Raw genomic sequence first — 16,784 nt, 5'->3', positions numbered from 1 at the left:
TTGCTGTCAGGGGGGCGGCGGCGCCTGAGGGCATGTCATGCGCCGCCGCGGGCGCGTTCTGGGGGGATCGACATGGGCAAGCGTCTGCCGTCGTCGCCTCCGCTGCTGCCCGGGCTGACCTACGTCCGCCCTCTCGGGTCGGGCGGTTTCGCCGACGTCTTCCTCTATGCGCAGGACATGCCGCGACGGTTCGTCGCCGTCAAGGTGCTGCCGAGCGACGTGCAGGACTCCGACCTGCTGCGGATGTTCAACGCCGAGGCCGACGTGCTGGCGCACCTGTCGGCGCATCCCTCGATCGTCACCGTCTATCAGGCCGGCATCTCGGCCGAGGGTAGACCGTACATCGTCATGGAGTACTGCCCCGACTCGCTGGCGCAGCGCTATCGCGTCGAGAGGATGCCGGTGGCGGAGGTCCTCACCATCGGCGTCAAGATGGCCAGCGCCCTCGAATCGGCCCACCGCGCCGGCCTCATCCACCGCGACGTGAAACCGAGCAACATCCTGGTGACGAGCTTCGGCGCGCCCGTGCTGGCCGACTTCGGCATCTCGTCCTCGCTCGCGCGGGGCCGGGCCGAGCAGGTTCTCGCGATGAGCGTGCCGTGGAGCGCTCCGGAGGTCGTCACGGAACAGACCTCGGGCACGGTCGCGAGCGAGGTGTGGGGCCTCGGGGCGACGGTGTACTCCCTGCTGGCCGGCCACAGCCCCTTCGAACGCCTCGAGCGCGGCCAGAACACGAGGGAGCATCTGCGTCGCCGTATCACGCGCGGCACGTATCGCACGCTCGGGCGTCGTGACGTGCCCGAGTCGCTGCAGCAGGTGCTGGCCACGGCGATGAGCCGGGATCCCCGTCGCCGCTACCCGCATGCGCTCGACATGGCCGAGGCGCTGCGCGCCGTGCAGACGGAGCTGGGCCTGGCCGCGACACCGCTCGAGATCGTGGCGGAGGACTGGACCCCGCCGGCCCCCCAGATCGACTTCGCCGACGTGGCGCTGCGCGGTCCGGTGCGCTCGCAGGTGGCCCAGGAGAGCACGCGGCGCGCTCCCGCCCGCGTGGGCATCGCCGCCCTGGCACGTGACGAGGACGAGGACATCTCCCGCTCGATCGAGCCGCGGCGGCCGATGTGGCCGTGGCTGGTCGGCGGACTCGCGGTGCTCGCCTTCGGGGTGCTGGCGGGGATCGTCGGCGCGCTCGTGGGATCGGGGGCCTGGTGACGCCCGTGCCGCGCGGGCGGCGGGCGCTGATCACCGGGCTGTCGGTGATCGCCGTGCTCGGGGTGGTCGTGGGGGTGTCGGTGGTCTGGCCGGGTCTGGATGCCCGCGAGGTCCCGCCGGCCGAGACGTCGCTGTGGGCGCTGCAGACGGGCGACGGGCGCCGCTACGCCCGCGTCAACACGGCGGTGGGTGAGCTCGACACCGTGCGCAACGTGGGCAATCCGAGCGCGCTCGCGCAATCGCCCGCCGGTGCCTTCCTGTTCTCCGAGAGCTTCGGCCGGGTGACCCGGCTCGACGAAGCGCAGCCCGCCGATGTCGTCGACGACGTCCTGCGGGAGTCTCCGGCCACGCCGGCGGGAACGACGGATGTCGCGGTGGCCGGCGATTTCGTCGCGTACCGCACCGATACCGGCGCGGTGTGGACCGGCGCCCTCGGCGATCCCTCGCCCGCCCAGGTCGCCCCCGACGGCGGAGACGCCCCCGACTACACGGCAGCCGCCATCGCCGTGGACGACGGGGGGATGCTCTACGCGTACTCGGCGGAGCGGGGGGAGGTGCTGCGGTACGACATCGCGGCGGGGCAGGCCCGAGGGCGGGATCCGCTCGATGCGGACGCGGAGGACCCGGCGCTCACCGCGGCATCCGGTGCGTGGTTCCTGCTCGACCGCTCCAGCGGCGGCGCGTGGCAGCGGGGCGCGGATGCGGGCGCCACGACCGATGTGGACGCCACCGCGGTCGTGAGCGTTCCGTCGTCCGTCGACGACGCGGTCTACATCGCCGACCAGAGCAGGCTGCTTCGGTGGGAGGTGGGCGCAGCGCAGCCGGAGATCGTCGCCGGCGGGGTGGACGAGGTGCGGGGCACGCCCGCCCGGCCCGTCACCGTGGCCGGCGTGACCTACGCCGCGTGGCTGCCGGAGACGGGCGGCGGCACGCTGTGGTCGTCGGCGGCCGGGGAGAACGCCCTCGACTTCGCGGGGCGGGACCTCGGCGATCAGCGTCGTCCCGTCTTCCTCGTCTCGGGGGGCACCGCCGCCCTCAACGAGACGCGCTCGGGCTGGGTGTGGGAGGTTCCCGGCGGCCGGCTCGTGCCGACCAGCCAGGACTGGACTCTCGACGATCGGCAGGACCCGACCGCGGACGACAGCCTCGAACAGGCCGCCGTTGTGCTGGACCCCCGGCCCCCCGTCGCCGAGGCCGACGCGTTCGGTCTGCGGCAAGGGGCGCTCTCCGCCGTGCCGGTTCTGCTGAACGACCACGATCCCAACGAGGACGTGCTGAGCATCGATCCCGCGTCGGTCACGGGCCTGGACCCCGGGTTCGGGGAGGTGACGATCACCGACAACGGTCAGCGACTGGCCGTGCGTGCCGCGCCCGGGGCGAGCGGCACGGCGACGCTCGCCTACCGGGTCACCGACGGCACGGCATCCGAGGGCATGTTCTCGGAGCCCGCGACGGTGACGCTCACGATCGTCCCGGCGGGGGCCAACTCCGCGCCGCAGTGGTGCGGCGTCCCCGAGTGCCTGCACGAGTGGCCCGCACCCGAGGTGGCCGCCGGCGGCACCGTGTCCGTCCCGGTCCTGACGGGATGGGTCGACCCCGAGGGCGATCCCCTCCTCCTGCTCTCCGTGACCAACCCCTCGGGCGTCGGGGTCGTCGCGTCGACCCCGGCGGGCGAGGTCGTGTACCAGCACGCCGACGACGGCACGGGCGCGGCGGGGACGGTCGATCTCGTCGTGACGGTGGCGGATGCGCTCGGCGCCGTGAGCAGTCGGCCGCTGAGCATGCGCGTGTCGGAGCAGCCGGGTCTCGCCGCCGACTCGTTCGCGCTCGTCGACAGCGGCGCGAACGCGGTGACCGTGGACGTCGGCCCCCACGTCGTCGGAACCGCGGGCCGGGTCGAGCTGACGGCCGTGCGCGTGCTCGATGACGCGGCGGCGACCGCCGTGGTCTCGCCGGGCGGCACCGTCTTCGACTTCTCCGCCGCCGGGCCGGGCACCTACCGACTCGCCTACACCGTGAGCGACGGTGCGCGGGAGGCCACCGCGACGGTGCGCATCACCCTCGTCGCCGAGGACGCCCCGGCGCAGCTGACGACCGCTCCCGTCGTCGCGTTCGTGCATCCCCGCGAGGACGCGACCGTCGACGTCTTCGCCGCCGTGTCCAACCCCACCCGCCGCGTGCTGCTGCTCAGTGACGTACGCGCCCGCGCGGCGCCGGGCTCGAGCCTGAGCGTGGACGCGGTGGGGCAGAACTTCCTTCGCGTCTCGGGTGCCACGGCATCGGGCGAGGCGGGCCTGCTGGGCACGGTCTCGTACACCGTCGGCGACGGCACGGCGGATGACGGGGCCCAGGTGGCGGGCGAGGCGACCGTGTACCTCCTTCCGCCGGCGCCGGAGCTCGCCCCGATCGCGGTCGATGACACGGTGGTCGTGCGCGCGGGTGCCCAGGTCGACATCCCCGTGCTCGACAACGATGTCGCGCCCTCCGGATCGGCCGTGAACCTGAACCCCGCGCAGGTGGTCTCGAGCACCCCCGACGCGCTCGCGTTCGGTTCGGGCTCGACCCTGCGATACCTCGCGCCCCCGGACCCGGGAGAGTACACGGTCGAGTACGGGGTGTACTCGGCCGCGTCGCCGGCGCTGGCCGACACGGCGAGCGTGCGCGTCCGTGTGATGCCGGAGGACGCCAACCGCGCCCCCGTCCCCGCGACGCTGGAGGGACGCGTCGTGTCCGGTCAGACGACGACGATCGCCTTCGACGGGTTCGGCGTCGATCCGGACGGCGATGCCGTGCTCCTCGATCAGGTCGTCTCGCAGCCGGCATCCGGGTCTGCGACGGTGTCGCCGGATGGCACATCGATCGTCTACTCCTCGGTCCCCGGCCATCGCGGCCAGGTGTCCTTCCGCTACCGCGTCGTCGACGGCCTCGGATCCACCGGCACGGGTACGGTGCGCATCGGTGTGCTCGATGCGCAGACCGACCCCGCACCCGTCACGTTCACCGACTATGTGCACGTGCAGGCGGGCGAGGGCAACACGGTGCGGATCAGCCCTCTCGACAACGACGTCGATCCCTCGCGCGGCATCCTCCGCCTCACCGGGATCCAGCCGGACGTGTCGGCGACCCTCGACGACGGAAGCGCGAATCCGGAGTATGCGCGGCAGCGGGAGCTGATCCACGAGCTCGACGACACGTCGGTGCTCGTGGCGGCGGGAGACGCCCGGGGAACGCTGTCCTTCCTCTACGACGTCGAGAGCGACTCCGGGAACACGGCGCGCGGGCGCATCGTGGTGCGGGTCGTTCGGGAGGCGGTGCCGAACTACCCCACCGTCGCCGACACCACCCTGACCGTCGAGAGCCGTGACGACTTCCCGAGCGGGGTCGACGTCGTCTCCGGCAAGGCCTCCTGGATCGGCGGCGACGTCGCCGATCTCTCCCTGAGTCTGTGGGGCGACCCCGAAGGGGTGCGGGTCACCGGGAACCGCCTCGCGGGAGCTCTCCCCGAAGAGAGCCGCGTCGTCGCCTTCGAGCTGTCGGGCGACGCCGCAGACGGGCCCGTCTCGACCTTCGGATTCCTGCGCATCCCCGGCGAAGCCGACCTCGTTCCGGCCGTGCGCAGCTCCGCCCCGGCATGGGAGGTCATGGAGGGGGAGTCGGGCGCGGTCGACCTCACGAGGGTGATCGCGGTGCCACGCGGTGCCGGGCTGGAGGTCTCGGAGGCGGTGAGCGCGTCCGGAGCCCGGCCGGGCAGCGCGTGCGCACTCGAGTCGGGGACGCGGCTGCGCTACGACGCCGGGTACGGCGCGCCGTGGATGGACGCGTGCGAGGTGCCGGTGCGGGTCGGCGGGGCGCAGGAGTGGACCTATCTCTCCCTGCCCGTGACGATCCGCGCGGCGGCGCCGCAGCCGGCGCTGCGCACGGGCTCGCTGACGCTCGCACCGGGCGAGAGCACGACGTTCGACCTGCGTTCGCTGACCACCTGGCAGGGTACCGAGGACTGGGACGGCGTCGCGTACGGCGTCGCCTATGCGGGCGCCGCCTTCGAGGTCATGGACGAGGGGGGCGTCCTGACCGTGACGGGCCGCGACGACGCGGTTCCCGGTGTCCAGGAGGCCGTCGAGATCTCGATCACGAGCCACGCGGGCGTGGCCCCCGCCCGGCTGCTGCTGCGGGTGGGGCCCGCGCCGAGTCTGCTGCCGCGCGCCGGCGCCGTCGCGCAGGTGTGCTCGCAGGCGGCGGGAACGTCCTGCACGATCGACGTCGTCGCGGCCGCCGGCGAGGTGAACCCGCTGCCGCGCACCCCGATGGAGCTGGTCGGGGTCCGTGCCGCGGGCGCGTGCACCGGCGTCACCTTCGAGGTCGCCTCGCCGCGCGCCGTCATCGCGCGCTGGACGGCGGATGCGGCCGGCGCGACCTGCCCGGCCGTCTTCTCCCTGCGCGACGCGCAGGGTCGCGTCACGGCGGGCGAGCGGGACGGCTCGCTGCTGCTGGATCTGCAGGGGTTCCCCCGTGCGCCCGGCGGGGTCGTGCAGACCGGCTACGGCGACGGCACCCTCACCCTCCGGGTCGACCCGGGGGAGGCCCGCTCCGCCTACCCCGCGCTGACCGGGTTCACGGTGCGCACGGGCGGATCCGTCGTGGCGACGTGCGATCCGCTCGGTGTATGCGGTCCGATCCCCGCTCCCAACGGCGAGGAGCGCGGATACGAGGTGACCTCGACCAACGCGGTCGGCGAGTCTCGCGGTGTCGTACGCACGGTGGCCTGGGCGTACGATCCGCCCGGGCCTCCCGGGCGCGTCACGGCGCAGCCGGTCGTGACCGGGGGCGAGGGCGGCGTCGTCGCGCTCGGAATCGAGGGGGTCGACTCTGCCGACACGGGGTGGCTGGAGATCGCCAGCGAGTCCGGCGAGACGCTGCGGGTCGACGTCCCGCGCGGCCGGGAGACCATCGATGTCGCCTCCTACCGCGTGGGCTCCAACACCGCCTCCCCGGTCGTCGTGACACCGCACTCCCGGTTCGCGGTGCCCCCGGGTCTGCCAGGGGAGACCACGGGGCCGTCCCTGACGATCTTCGGCAACGGCGTCGGCGCCCCGAGGGATGTCGCGCTGACTCTCGCGGCGACCTCCCTCGGGGACGGGACCTCGCGGATCCGCGCCGAGGCATCCGCCGGCAGCGGGGGCGACGGGTCGCGCCTGGTCTACGGGATCGTCGCCGCCGGCCAGCGATGCGTGCCGCAGGCGCAGGGGTCCGTGGCCGAGTTCGGGCCCGTGGCCGACGGCGAGGAGTACGGCTACACGGTGTGCGTGCAGTCCCGGGTGGGTGAACGCGTGTTCGGAGAGGCGAACGCCTCCGCGACGGTGCGCGCGCTGCAGAGCGGGCGGCCGCCCGAGGGATGGACGTACGTCGTCTCGCCCACCCCCGAGGTGTCGCAGGAGGGCGCGTCGTGGATCATCCGCGACGCGCCGGCATCCGCCGAGCAGCCCCCGCGCAACAACTCCGTCGAGATCCAGGGCGGGCCGCCCTCGAGCGTCTTCGACCGCAACCCCGGCATCCGCGTGCGCTACGTGCACCGGCAGTGGGGCACCGCGACCGACTGGGCGCTCGCGCTGCCCCGCGAGGGGAGCGCCCCCTACCAGGTCTGGGCCCGATGGCGCGTGGACGTGTGCGAGGGCGGACAGCCCCTCGCCCTCCGGGGTGATTCGTCCAACGATCCCGCAGGCGGCCGCGCGTCGATCGTCTTCGACCGCGGCGGGGCGGTGTTCCGGGACGCCTCCGGCGCCGTCCTCCCGTTCGATGCGGGCACGGGGATCGTGCCCGTGGGGGCCGTCTCCGTCGAGGGCATCCGGGTCACGGCAGACTGGGCCGCTCAGGGATGGGGGCTGCAGCCGGCCACGGGTGCGTTCGGATCGGCCTGCTCGCCGAATCTGCCCCCGCCGGACCCCGTGCCGCCGGCCGACGGGGAGGCCCCGTGATGACCTCGCCGCAGCCGCGCCGGCCCGCACGACTTCGATCCGACGACCCGAAGGACACTCCACGATGACCCTCGCACAGGAGCAGGCGACCTGGTTCGCCCAGACCTTCGACCAGCTCACCGACAACGTCGAGCGTGCGGTGCTCGGCAAGCGCCACGTGATCGAGCTCGTCCTGACCGCGATGCTCAGCGACGGTCATGTGCTGCTCGAAGACGTTCCGGGAACGGGGAAGACCTCGCTGGCGCGGGCGCTGGCGCAGACGGTGCAGGGCACGAACACGCGCATCCAGTTCACGCCGGACCTCCTCCCGGGCGACATCACGGGCATCACCGTCTACGACCAGAAGAACGGATCGTTCGAGTTCCACGCGGGCCCCGTCTTCGCGAACATCGTCCTCGCCGACGAGATCAACCGGGCCAGCCCGAAGACGCAGTCCGCCCTGCTCGAGGTCATGGAGGAGGGGAGGGTGACCGTCGACGGGGTCAGCCGGCCCGTGGGCGTGCCGTTCCTCGTGATCGCGACCCAGAACCCGGTGGAGCAGGCGGGCACCTACCGCCTCCCCGAGGCGCAGCTCGACCGCTTCCTCCTCCGCACGTCCCTCGGCTATCCCGACCACGCCGCGACGGTCCGGATCCTCGACGGAGCGGCCGTGCCGACCGCCGAGCTCTCACCCGTCATCGCGCCCCAGGCGCTCGTGGGCATGCAGGATCTCGCGCGGGAGGTCTACGTCAGCGCGCTCGTCCTCGACTACGTCGCGCGGCTCGTGGACGCCACGCGCAACGCGGACCAGGTGCGGCTCGGGGTGAGCATCCGCGGTGCATTGGCCCTCACCCATGCCTCGAAGGCCCGTGCGGCCTCGCGCGGACGCACGTACGCGACCCCCGACGACGTCAAGGCGCTCGCGGTCGCGGTGCTCTCCCACCGACTCATCCTCCATCCCGAGGCCGAGTTCGACGGGGTAACCCCCGAGGCGATCGTCGGGCAGGTACTGCTCGACGTGCCGCCCCCCACGCAGCGGGAACCGATATGAGCAGCACCGAGCCGGGGCGCACGGGGACCGCGTCGGCGTCGCATACCCGCCTGACCACCGCGGCGCGGAGCGGGCGCACCGTCGCGCTCGTCGCGGGGGCGGCCCGGGTATGGCGTGCCGCGCGGGAGCGGGGGATGACGCTGGCCGAGCGCGCGGCGGAATCCGTGACTCCCGCCGGCTGGCTCGTGATCGCCGCCGGCAGCGCCGGCCTCGTGACCGGCGCGATCCTCGGGTGGGTGGAATGGATCGTGGCCGGGATCGCCTCGGCGGTCATGCTGGCCCTCGCGCTTCCGTTCCTCTTCGGCGCGCGGGCCTACGACGTGGAGGTCTTCCTCGATCACGAACGCGTCGTCGCGGGAGGGGTCGTCGGGGGCGAGATCCGCATCCGGAACCGCGGCCGGTCGACACAGCTGCCGGGACGCCTGGACCTTCCGGTCGGCGACGGTCTCGTCGAGCTGGGGGTGCCCCTCCTGCGCGCCGACCACGTCGTCGCGCAGCCGTTGACCCTCCCGGCCGAGCGCCGCGGGATCATCACGGTCGGCCCGCCGACCACGGTGCGCAGCGACCCCATCGGGCTGGTCCGGCGGGAGCACGCCTGGGACGACGTGCACCGCCTCTACGTCCACCCCCGCACGGTCTCGGTGCCCTCGACGAGCGCGGGGCTCATCCGAGATCTCGAAGGCAATCCGACGCGGCGCTTGGTCGAGGCCGACATGTCGTTCCACGCGATCCGCGAGTACGCCCCGGGTGACACGCGACGCCAGATCCACTGGAAGTCCACCGCGAAGACCGGACAGCTCATGGTCCGCCAGTTCGAGGAGTCCCGACGCTCGCGGATGGCTATCGTGCTCGGCCTGGCCGCCGCCGAGTTCGCCGACGCGGACGAGTTCGAGCTCGCCGTCAGCGCGGCGGCGTCGCTGGGCACGCGTGCCATCCGCGACGGCCGCGACCTCGACGTCGTGATCGGTGCCGAGATCCCGCGCGCCGTGCGCGGAAGGCTTCAGGCGGTGAGGGACCTGACTGCGGCATCCCCCCGCGCGCTCCTCGACGGCTTCTGCGCCGTGCGCACGCTCGAGGAGACGATGCCCGTAGAAGGCGTGTGCCGGCTGACGGCCGAGACGAAGACGACGCTGTCGATCGCGATCATCGTGTGCGGTTCGCAGGTGACCCCGTCGCGTCTGCGGCGCGCGGCGCTGGCCTTCCCCGCCGACACGGCGGTGCTCGTGATCCGATGCGACGAGCGGGCGCATCCGCGCGTGCAGACACCCGGCGGCATGGGCGTCCTCACCATCGGGGTGCTCGACGACCTCGCGAGCCTGATGCTGAGGGGTGCGGCATGAACCGGACCGTCGCACGCCCGCGGATCGTCGCGGGGTCGCTCTACGTCGCGGTGCTCACCGTACTCGCGGCGGTCGCCGCATGGCCCGTGTACCGCAGCCCCGCGTTCCTCCTGCTCGTCGGGGTGGCATCCGCCACGGGCGCCGCGATCGCCATCGGCGCATGGGCCGCGCGATGGCCCGGGTGGCTCACGACGCTCGCGACGGGCACTGCGGTCCTCGTGCTCGGCGTTCCGCTGGCCGTGCCGTCCCGCCTGGGCTCTCCGGCGGACTGGGGCCTGGGCCTGCGGGACGTCGTGACGGGGACGGTCACGGCCTGGAAGGACCTGCTGACGGTCGAGCTGCCGGCGGGGCAGTACCGCAACCTGCTCGTGCCCGCCCTGATCGTCTTCCTCGTGGGCGTCTGCGCCGCGCTGCTCTTCGCCTGGCGCCACGCCCCGGCATCCGCCTTCGCCGTCGTCATCGGGTTGGCGATGGTCTCCTTCGGTCTGCTGTTCGGGCGCACGGTCTCGAGCGCGCCGTGGGAGTGGGGGCCGATCACCCTGGCCGCGCCGCGCGAGACGGTGGTGGGGGCGGCGGGCCTCATCGCCAGCCTGTTGTGGCTGGCGTGGCAGCACTACGACGAGCGGGCGCGCGCGCTGCGTCGTGCGGCAGCGGGCAGCGGGGTGCGCCTCACTCGGTCGCGATCGGCCTCCGACACCCGGCGGATGGGGCTCGGCGCCGTGATGATCGTGGGCTCCGTGATCGTCGCGGCCGCGGTCACGCCCGCGCTCGCCGCGGGGGCGGAGCGGACGGTCCTCCGCTCCGGCGTCGGGCCCGACCTGGCGCTGTCCCGGGCGATCAGCCCGCTCGCGGAGTATCGGGCGTTCTTCGCGGACTCCGCATACGACGAGGAGCTGTTCACGGTCGCCGCTCTGCGGGGGGAGCCGGAGAGGGTGCGCATCGCGACCCTCTCCCACTACGACGGCGTGCAGTACACGAGCGCAGGGACGGAGGCGTCCGCGGCCTTCGTGCGGGTCCCCGACCGCGTGGACGCCGGCGCCGGGGAGGCCGTCGCCGCGCAGGTGCGGATCGACGGCCTCGAGGGGATCTGGCTGCCGACGATCGGACGGACCTCCGCCGTGGCGTTCGACGGCCCGCGCGCCACGGCGCTCGGCGACGGCTTCTACTACAGCCCCGGCGCCTCATCCGCCGTGCAGGTGGCGGGCGGCTCGCTCGAGCCGGGAGACGCCTACCGGATCGACTCCGTCGTTCCCGCGACGCCCCCGCTCGCGCACGTGGTCTCCCCGGGCCTGGCGCCCTCGGTGGCGGCGCCGGAATCCCTGATCAGGTGGATGCAGCAGCACGTCGAGGGGGAGGGCGGGGCCGCTCTGGTCGCCCTCGTCGATCTGTTGCGCGAGCGCGGCTACCTCAGCCACTCCGTCGCGATCGACGCCGCGGTGCCCCCCGCGTGGCTCTCCGAGCTGGGCGGAGCCTCGTTCCTCCCCAGCGCGGCGGGCCACTCCCTGAGCAGGATCGACGCGCTCTTCCGGGCCCTGCTGCAGAGGGAGGGCGCCGCCTCGCGGCCCGGGGAGTCCCTGGTGGCCGCCGTCGGCGACGACGAGCAGTTCGCGGTCGCCGTGGCGCTCATGGCCGGAGAACTGGGGTTCCCCGCCCGGATCGTCGTGGGGACGCACCTGAGCGATCCCGGCGACGGGACGCCCTTCTGCGAAGGCGGCGTCTGCCGCGGGTCTGACCTGAGGGCGTGGGTCGAGGTGCAAGCGTCCGATGCGACGTGGATCCCGGTCGATGTCACGCCGCAGCACCGGGTCGAGCCGACCGCCGATCTGAGCAGACAGCGCGACCCCGAGAACCCGACGGTGGTGCTGCCGGAGACGCCCGAAGAGGTCGCACCCCCCGACGCGGGGCTGACCGACACCGTGGTCCGCGACCCCGACGCCGACGATGCGGGGGTCGATCTGACGCCGCTGTGGGGCGTCGTGCGGACCGCTGCGATCGGGCTGCTGGTCGTGCTGCTCGTCGCCGGGCCGTTCCTCCTCGTCGCACTCGCGAAGGTCCTGAGGAGACGGGGACGACGGCGGGCGCCGCCCGGCGCGGCGATCGTGGCGGGCTGGGACGAGTTCGTCGATTCCGCCGTAGACGCGGGACTTCCCGCGCCGGGGCGCCGCACCCGGGCCGAGACGGCGGAGCTCTACGCGACGGCGGGTTCCCCCACCCTCGCGGAGCGGGCCGATCGCGCGGTGTTCTCGGGTGAGCGGACCACGCCCGACGAGGCGGCGCGCTTCTGGGACATCGTGGATGCCGAGCGTCACGCCTTCGCCGCCGAAGCCACTCTGTGGCGAAGGCTCCGTGCAGTCGTATCGTTGAGGTCGTTCGCTCGCGCGGTCGCTCCGGTGGAACCGGTCGCGCGTTCCCGCGACGGCCGCCGACAGGGGAGGAGGACGCGGCACCCTCACGGGGGCTCGCGCACATCATGAACGATTCCGCAGCACTCCTGCTGATCCTCGGCTGGCTGGGCGCCGGCATCCTCGTCTACGTGTGGTCGAGCCTCGCGCTGCAGGCGGTGTTCGCAAAGGTGGGCGAGGACCCCTGGACGGCGTGGGTGCCTCTGCTCAATGTCGCCGTCGTTCTGCAGGTCGGCGGCTTCTCGGGATGGTTCGCCCTGCTCGCCCTCGTGCCCGTCCTCGGCCAGGTTCCGTTCCTGGTCGTCCTCGCGATGGCTCTCTGGCGGGTGAACCGGTCGTTCGGGTTCGGCGCCGGCATGACCGTGCTCGGCGTCCTCGCCTTCCCGGTCTGGGCGACCGTCGTCGGATGGGGCCCGGCGCGGTGGCTGGGGGACGAGCCCGGCGTCGGGAGCGGTCCCCTGCGGCACGCCAACCCCGGCCTGGACCTCGAGGGGAGGGTGGCGCCCGCGTACACGGGTCCCGCATCCGCGAGCAGCGCTTCCGTCTTCGGTCGTCACGGACCGGCCGGGGGCCCCGAACTGCCTCCCCGGCCGCCGGCGCCGACCGTATCGGGCTATCCTTCGGTCGTTCCCCCGGTTCCGCCGCTTCCCGACCGGGCGCCACCGCTCGAGCCGTCGGAGCCCGCCCACGCCTTCCGCTCGACCATGCGCCGCGCGCAGGCCGACGCCGCCGCGGCGGCCGAGCAGACGGGCTCCGGATTCACCGGGCGAGCACCGTTCACGCAGACGTTCCCCGCTCAGGGTCCGGCCGTGCCGCCGGCGCTTCCGCCCGCCGCCCCGATCCGCGCCGTCCCCGGCGGCGACGGCGACGCGCGCCCCGCCGTCGCGGCACCGCAGGCACCGCCCGTGCGGGAGGTGCCACAGCCCCCTCCGTCGACGAGCGGTGACCCGTGGTCGCCCCTCGCGGCGCCCATCGACGCGAGGCGGGGCCCGGACGCGGCGGAGTTCGGCGCGTCCTCCGACACCGATTCCCACAGCTCCGCCGAGGTGTCGGCCGTGCAGGGCGCGCCCGTCCTGAGCGGGCCGCGCGCCGCGCGCGCATCCGTCTCGGCGCAGCACGCGGCGCCCGAGATCCCCGACGAGTCCGTCTTCGACGAGACGGTCGTCGCGTCGCGGCGCCGCGCGGTGTGGAGCCTCCTCACGCCGCAGGGCGCCCCGGTCCGCCTCACGTCCGAGCTGGTCGTCCTCGGCCGCCGCCCCCAGGAGGACCCCGATCATCCCGGCGCACAGCTGGTTCCGCTGGCAGACGAGACCCGGACCGTGTCGAAGACGCACGCGCGCCTCGAACTGCACGGCGAGGTCTGGTCGATCACGGACCTCTACTCGACGAACGGAGTGATCCTCCTCGCTCAGGACGGGGACGAGGTCGAGGTCCCTCCGGGTGAGTCGCAGGAGGTCACCCACCGCTTCCTGCTCGGCGATGCCGAGTTCGGGCTCCGACGCGAAGGATTGTGACGCGCGTGCGGGCGCCCGGCGAGCCTGATGCGGACGAGGCGGACGAGGCGGACGAGGCGGACGAGGCCGAGTCGATGTCGGACACGATCCGTTCGCGGGCGCGGGGCATCCCGGGGGGCGGTGTCCGCCCCCGCGCCGACGGCGCGGGGGACGGCCGTCGCGCACGCGTACCGGTGGCGGGGGCCGTCGAGCCGGTCGCCGACCTCCCTCGTTCCCCCGCCGCTGCGGCGTTCGAGGGGCGCCCGGAGGGGATGACGGGGCGGTGGCCCACCGGTCGCGCACGGCAGGAGCCGGTGGATGCGATCGCCATCGCCCGCGCCGTGCGGGTGCGCGGTCGCCGGCGACTCGTGCGGCTGGGGCTCGGCATGTCGGGCATCGTCCTGGTGAGCGCGGGCCTTCTCGCGCTGGTCCTGGTCGGAGGGTGAAGAAAGGGTGAGCGTCACCCCCTGAGTGGGCGGAGGCCGGAGCCGGCGCCCTAGCGTGTGTTGGCGTGGGTGCACGCATGATTGGGCGCCGGTGGGCGGGATGGTCGATGTTGGCGATCGCGGCGGTGGCGGTTCCCGCCGTCGTGGGGGTCGGTGTCGTGGCTCCAGCTGCCGCTGAGGAGGACGCCGCATCCGTGCCGCAGACGCTCACGCTCGCGGAGCAGATCGTGCGGGAGGCGCGCGAGGTCGGGAGCGACCCGCAGCTGCTTGCCGCGGGACTGGGAATGCCCGCGTCCGGACCCGGGAGCATGCAGTGGGACGAGGAAGGCCGTCTCGCCATCACCGTCCAGTACGACGCTGTTCCCACCGCAGCCCAGCGTGATGCCCTCGCCGCCGTGGCGCGGATAGAGCGCACCTTCGCCTTCGCGGCATCCATTGCGGCGTATGCCGCGCCCGAAGCCCTCGAGGCCATCGCCGCCCAATCCGGGGTGCGGGGGATCACCGTCGATCTGCGCCCCCTCGCGGGATCCGTCCTCGGCCAGGGCCCGCGTCCCGCGGCGCCCGAGGTCGATCCGGACTCCTGCCGGGCGATCCCGAGCGAGTCCGATGCCCCGCTCTCCGCCGACCTCGCCCGATCGCTCTTCGAGGTCGACGGGTCGGGAGTGACCGTCGGCATCATCTCCGATTCGTACGGAGCCAGGGACGAGCCGACGTCGCCCGAGGACGATGTGCTCCTCGGCATGCTGCCCGGCGCGGGAAATCCGTGCGGCTACGAGGAAGACGTCGAGGTGCTCGGCGACGCCGAGGGCAGTGACGAGGGGCGGGCCATGGCGCAGCTCGTCCACGGGATCGCGCCGGGGGCGCGGCTCATGTTCGCCGCGGCCGGCACGAGCGAGCTGACGATGGCCCAGGCGATCCTCGACCTCGCGGACGCGGGCGCCGACATCATCGTCGACGACATCTCGTTCTACGGCGAGCCGGTCTTCCAGCCGGGCACACTGTCGTGGGCCATCGACCGGGTCCAGCAGCAGGGCGTGCACTATCTCACCTCCGTCGGCAACGCCACCGCCGTCGGCGCCGAGGGGACCGCGAGCGAGGGTCTGCCGATCAGCGGCTGACGCACCGAGGCCTATCGCGGCATGGAGTGCCCCGACTGGGTGGAGGTCGAGGATGCGGAGGTCGTCGACTGCCTGGACTTCGACCCCGGGATGGGAGAGGACGCCGGCGACAGGGTCGTCTTCTCTGACGGGGCCAGCCCCTCGGTCGTGCTCGGGTGGGGCGAGGTCATCTACGAGGTCGAGAACGATCTCGTGCTGCAGCTCTACACCGACGACGCCGAGCCGGAGTTCGTGGCGGAGTCGACGCTCCTGAACACCTTCGTGCCCACGTCGTGGCTCTCGGTCTCCGCTCCGCTGGAGGGCGGTTCGTACCAGTTCGTCCTGGCCCGCACGCGCGCGGACGGCGCGACGCCGGAGGTGTGGTTCGGCGTGATCGGCGGGGCGGAGCGCATGCTGGAGCGGGAGTACGACCGCAGCGATGGCCCCGACACCGTGGGGCCTGTGGCCTACGGGCATGAGGCCGACGGCTACGCGACCGCGGTCGGCGCGGCGTACTGGGAGACGCCGCAGCGACCCGAGGTGTTCAGCTCCCTCGGCCCCGGGCGCCTCCTGTTCGAGCTCGTCGACCCCATGGTGGTCGCCCCGTCGGCTCCTCTTCCCGAACCGGCGATGGTGCCCGGACCGGTGTTCACGGCGGTGGACGGCGCGCGCACGAGCTTCTTCGGATCGCCGGACGTCGGCCCCGACGGCCCCGAGTACCGCTTCTTCGGCACCTCCGCCGCCGCTCCTGCCGCGGCCGCCGTCTTCGCGCTCGCGCGGGAGTACGCCCCGGGCGCCTCGGCCGCCGACCTGGATGAGCTCGCCGCACGGACGGCGCGCGAGATGGAGAACCCGCTCGAGGATGCCGGCGTGGCGTACGAGGACATCGTCGGTGCGGGGCTGCTGGATGCGGCGGCCATCCTGTCGTACCTGCCCGCCGGCGCCGTCGACGGGCTCACGGCGCAGGCCGGGTCGGATGCCGTCGACCTCGAGTGGGAGCCGGTGCCCGGCGCGACGGACATCGTCGTCACGCTGCGCGGGACCGATCCCGACGTGGCCGAGGACTGGACACTGGAGGGCGACGAGACCTCTCTGCGGATCGAGGGGCTCCCCGCCGAGTCGACGTTCGCGGTCGAGGTGGCCGCTCGCAACGCCGACGGGATCGCCGGCCCCGCGGCATCCCTCTCGGTCGCCACGGGTCGGCCCGCCGCTCCGCAGACGCCGTCTGTCGGCCCTGCGGCGGACGCGCTCACGTCCGCCACCGAGGGCGGCCTCGTCGCGACGCCCGCCGTCGCGGAGGCCGGTGGCACGCTGACCCTGTCGGGGCTGCCCGCGCACACGTGGCTCGGGGCCTGGTTCTTCTCCGAGCCGGTGTGGGGCGGCTGGCTCTGGACGAACGCCGAGGGCGGAGCATCGGTACGCGTGCCGACGTCGCTCGCGCCCGGGGCGCACCGGCTCGCGCTGACGAACGCGGACGGGACGGTGCGGGCGTGGGTGGCCTTCGAAGTCGCGGGGTCTCCGGCTCCCGCGGGGCCGGCGTCGCTGGCGAGCTCGGGCGGCGAGGGCACGGCCCCCGGCCTGCTGTCGCTGGGCGCGCTTCTGGCCGGGGCGGGGCTGCTGCTCGCCGCGGCGGGCGCGTGGCGGCGCGCGCCTCGCTGACCGGATGCCGTGAGTGTGCCCGTCGACGCGGCATCCGTCGGAGTGCCTCAAGTCAAGGTGCCCGCGAAAGTTGTTCGGTGCCTCATCTGAGAATGCCCGCGAAACGGGTTAGCTGGCGCGGCGGAGTTTGACG

General features: G+C 73.8%; 9 protein-coding genes. All 9 read left to right on the top strand.

Translation table 11 applies throughout. The annotated features are described in order from the left end of the window. The first annotated feature begins 72 nt into the window (after positions 1 to 72). The 9 genes from ACIGCK_RS12565 (at position 73) to ACIGCK_RS12525 (ending at position 16,651) form a co-directional block, all read left to right on the top strand. Complete coding sequence (locus ACIGCK_RS12565; RefSeq protein WP_396666492.1) at positions 73 to 1,212, top strand: protein kinase; 1,140 nt, start codon at positions 73 to 75, stop codon at positions 1,210 to 1,212. Further along, positions 1,209 to 7,184, top strand: coding sequence for an Ig-like domain-containing protein (locus tag ACIGCK_RS12560; protein ID WP_396666490.1), 5,976 nt, complete (start codon positions 1,209 to 1,211; stop codon positions 7,182 to 7,184). Before ACIGCK_RS12565 ends, ACIGCK_RS12560 begins: the two co-directional genes overlap by 4 nt. A 64-nt stretch (positions 7,185 to 7,248) precedes the next feature. Beyond that, a complete protein-coding gene (locus tag ACIGCK_RS12555; RefSeq protein WP_330170448.1) occupies positions 7,249 to 8,214 on the top strand; it encodes a MoxR family ATPase in 966 nt (321 codons plus the stop codon). Continuing rightward, positions 8,211 to 9,554 carry a DUF58 domain-containing protein gene (locus ACIGCK_RS12550; RefSeq protein WP_330170447.1) on the top strand — a complete coding sequence of 448 codons (1,344 nt, stop codon included), beginning with the start codon at positions 8,211 to 8,213 and terminating at the stop codon, positions 9,552 to 9,554. Before ACIGCK_RS12555 ends, ACIGCK_RS12550 begins: the two co-directional genes overlap by 4 nt. Further along, entirely contained in the window at positions 9,551 to 12,028 is a 2,478-nt protein-coding gene (locus tag ACIGCK_RS12545; RefSeq protein ID WP_396666489.1) for a transglutaminase domain-containing protein, read from the top strand. Before ACIGCK_RS12550 ends, ACIGCK_RS12545 begins: the two co-directional genes overlap by 4 nt. Beyond that, on the top strand, positions 12,025 to 13,470 hold the full coding sequence (locus tag ACIGCK_RS12540; RefSeq protein WP_396666488.1) for a DUF5684 domain-containing protein: 1,446 nt from the start codon (positions 12,025 to 12,027) through the stop codon (positions 13,468 to 13,470). Before ACIGCK_RS12545 ends, ACIGCK_RS12540 begins: the two co-directional genes overlap by 4 nt. Continuing rightward, a complete protein-coding gene (locus tag ACIGCK_RS12535) occupies positions 13,467 to 13,895 on the top strand; it encodes a hypothetical protein (protein ID WP_396666486.1) in 429 nt (142 codons plus the stop codon). Before ACIGCK_RS12540 ends, ACIGCK_RS12535 begins: the two co-directional genes overlap by 4 nt. Before the next feature lie 65 nt (positions 13,896 to 13,960). Continuing rightward, the gene (locus tag ACIGCK_RS12530; protein WP_396666484.1) at positions 13,961 to 15,013 is read left to right on the top strand and encodes a hypothetical protein; all 1,053 of its coding nucleotides are present in this window, start codon (positions 13,961 to 13,963) and stop codon (positions 15,011 to 15,013) included. Between the two features lie 21 nt (positions 15,014 to 15,034). Then, entirely contained in the window at positions 15,035 to 16,651 is a 1,617-nt protein-coding gene (locus tag ACIGCK_RS12525) for a S8 family serine peptidase (RefSeq protein ID WP_396666482.1), read from the top strand. Positions 16,652 to 16,784: the final 133 nt, after the last annotated feature.

The sequence above is a fragment of the Microbacterium sp. NPDC078428 genome, assembly GCF_044542535.1.
GTDB lineage: Bacteria > Actinomycetota > Actinomycetes > Actinomycetales > Microbacteriaceae > Microbacterium > Microbacterium limosum.
The sequence above is the reverse complement of the archived record's forward strand: the minus strand, read 5'-3'. Positions and strand labels throughout refer to the sequence as shown.